At 36.9% G+C, this 2,600-nt stretch carries 2 protein-coding genes and 1 pseudogene; 2 read left to right on the top strand and 1 reads right to left on the bottom strand.

Annotated features, from left to right (window positions below; translation table 11 throughout):
- A pseudogene (locus tag EYW48_RS20765) lies at positions 1 to 114 on the top strand (IS630 family transposase); the annotation flags it as partial.
- 20 nt (positions 115 to 134) lie between these two features.
- On the top strand, positions 135 to 1,415 hold the full coding sequence (locus EYW48_RS20760) for an ankyrin repeat domain-containing protein (protein ID WP_277433002.1): 1,281 nt from the start codon (positions 135 to 137) through the stop codon (positions 1,413 to 1,415).
- Positions 1,416 to 1,918: 503 nt separating this feature from the next.
- Here EYW48_RS20760 and EYW48_RS20755 read toward each other — a convergent pair.
- On the bottom strand, positions 1,919 to 2,209 hold the full coding sequence (locus tag EYW48_RS20755) for a YkgJ family cysteine cluster protein (protein WP_080536237.1): 291 nt from the start codon (positions 2,207 to 2,209) through the stop codon (positions 1,919 to 1,921).
- Between the last annotated feature and the right edge of the window lie 391 nt (positions 2,210 to 2,600).

Raw genomic sequence — 2,600 nt, 5'->3', positions numbered from 1 at the left:
TTCAAGGCGGCAATAGACCAATTTTTTTCTGTGACTCTTCCAGAGATCGCAGGCTCTTTGACATCTCGAATTAATGATCATTTTCAGGTTCTCAAGCCTGCATCTTCAAGTTGATTCGGTATAGAATTGTTCAGATGAATCAATATTCAAATCCTAATATAGGTGAAATGATTATTGAAAGGTTAAAATCTCTAGAAGCCACGCCTACAGAGTCGATGAGGCGAATATTATTTGAACTAGAAAGTCATCTACTCCTTAAGAAGTTTGGTTCAAAAACCGAAGAAAAGGTATCTGCTTTACTAGATGAGGCGAAAAACTGTGATGATTTTGAATTTTCAAAAGCAAATATACTACGTTATGAAGCACTTCATTATATTGCGCAGAACAAGCTTAAAGAAGCAGAAAAAAATCTTAATTTGGCTATCGATGAATGTAAGAAATACAGCTTTGGAAAGTTTAGAGGATTGTTAGCTAGAGATGCATTCGCATTGGCTATAGCAAACCAAAAACTCATTCCTAATAATCACGAAAAGTACTTTAGAGATATGTACTACTGGGGCGGACTGAAAGGAGAATCTAATATTTATGACGTTTCTCGTGAGTTACATGAGTATTTTTGGGACAAGTTGTATCAATGCTATCCTAACTATCAACCGCTTTTTTCTTCTTGTTCTAGCGATATGGAAAAGTTTAGTCGTGATTTCGCAGAGTGTATAAAAAATGGATATTCTATTGAGCTAGTACTTAAAAAACACAAAGCTTTAAAAAAGAAACAACTGAAATATCCACAAGCAGATAGCATCATTTTGCTAATGATGAAGATGAGCTATGAAATGCGTACTAAATTAAATTCTTATAAACAGATGGTACAAGTCGATATTGCTAATGAAATTAGTAATGTATTTAGTGCGATGGTTACAGGCATCAGGAAAATCATCGAATTATGGCCAGAAATCGTTAATATTACAGACTTTAAGTACCAGACGCCTTTGATGTTTGCTGCAAACAACAAAGATTATCAAACGGTAAAAGCATTGTTGAAGGCTAACGCAGATCCGAATCTTCAAGATTTCACGGGTAGAACAGCGCTTCATGCCGCTGCGGCTAGCCGATGTTGTAAATCTGCGTCACTCCTACTAGAGCATGGCTGTGATGCAACGTTAATTAACGAAGAAGGTGCAACAGCGTTACATACGGCTACTCGCATGGGCGATCTGCCTATAATTGAACTATTAATTGAAAAGAGACCTGAGCTACTAAAGATTGAAGATTCAAAAGGAATAATACCTGAGCAATTGGCCAGAGAAATTGCCAATAATCCGCTACTTTACGACGTTCTGAAAAACTTTCTCTTGTCTGAAGGCCGTAGTATTGTCAGACACGAGACTTATAAGAAAATCTTAGAGGTTTTTTAATGGTAGATTTAGTTATAAGTTTCGATTTGAGTTGAAATTTATTTCAGGGTACAAGTATTTCTAAGGATCATCTGCATGTTATGCTGAAAAAGTGCATAACATAAATCTAACACAACTGGTTGAAGATGGAAGTTTTTGTCCATTTTCTTGAATCTCAGGAACAGTGATAAGCAGTGCCTGATTATGCTTTTGGATACTAAAAGTTATTAATAGGGTGAAAGTTAGTCCATCGACGTAAATTAAAAATGTCCATATCCGTTTTACAGATACAAATGAGACCTTTGTGGATTTATCTTGGTATGATAAAAACAACTTTTAGAATGCTCAATTATTTGAGATACCTGTCACAATTTTAAAGAATAAATCGCTGTTCCCCTCAGATGCCCCCTAGCGCAAACAAAAAATGAAAATATTACTTTATTTCAATTAGTTAACCTTCTATTCGCAATCCCTCTTGAACCGCTTGTTATGGCTAACAACTCACTGATTTATTAGGTAAAACTTTAGAAAAGGTCTATCCGTTCATCTCGACATTCGTAAGAGCCCATTTCGAATTCTCGACAAATCCAAGGGCGATTTTCGTAAATTGTGCACATGAACGTTTCACGATCTAGAGCTGAACACCAACCATCTGACAAACGCAGCATCGTTTCTCCACCCCATTCATCAAATGCAATGTGCTGCTCTGGTACACCTGTATCGGTAATGATCATAACCTCCAAACGGCAACAACAAGCATGGCAGTTTGAGCACGATATTTCCGGATTTGATACATTTTTAATTGGGATTGTCATCGAGTTCTTCAGCAAGTTTAATCGCAGAATAGTACTCCAATTTAAACCAATTTACCGACATTAATGATGAACTCAACTTGATAGCCATAACGCCCAATTAAGTGGTGAACAACGCACTGGTCAAGCCGCTGCATTACACCGTAAACACTTTACCTGACGCATAGTAAAACTGCCACGCGTTGAGAATCCACTTGAATTGCTTGTTATGTGAATTTTACCGTGAATTCAAAGTAAACCACCGTAGAAAGGAAGAAATTTGAATACCTTACGTGCAAAAACGATGCTAACCAAACCCTAAATTTTACAACGATTTTAGCCAAAGAGAGCCACTTACAGAATCAACAGCAAAGAAAGCGCCCTTTCAGCTACAACAAAACCTTTTGCTTCACCA

It is taken from the genome of Vibrio sp. 1180_3 (assembly GCF_029478545.1).
Taxonomy (GTDB): Bacteria; Pseudomonadota; Gammaproteobacteria; order Enterobacterales; family Vibrionaceae; genus Vibrio; species Vibrio aestuarianus.
The sequence above is the reverse complement of the archived record's forward strand: the minus strand, read 5'-3'. Positions and strand labels throughout refer to the sequence as shown.

Excerpts from the sequence above, each read along its gene's own strand:
- EYW48_RS20755 (WP_080536237.1), bottom strand. The coding sequence starts at position 2,209 with ATGACAATCCCAATTAAAAATGTATCAAATCCGGAAATATCGTGCTCA.
- EYW48_RS20760 (WP_277433002.1), top strand. The coding sequence starts at position 135 with ATGAATCAATATTCAAATCCTAATATAGGTGAAATGATTATTGAAAGG.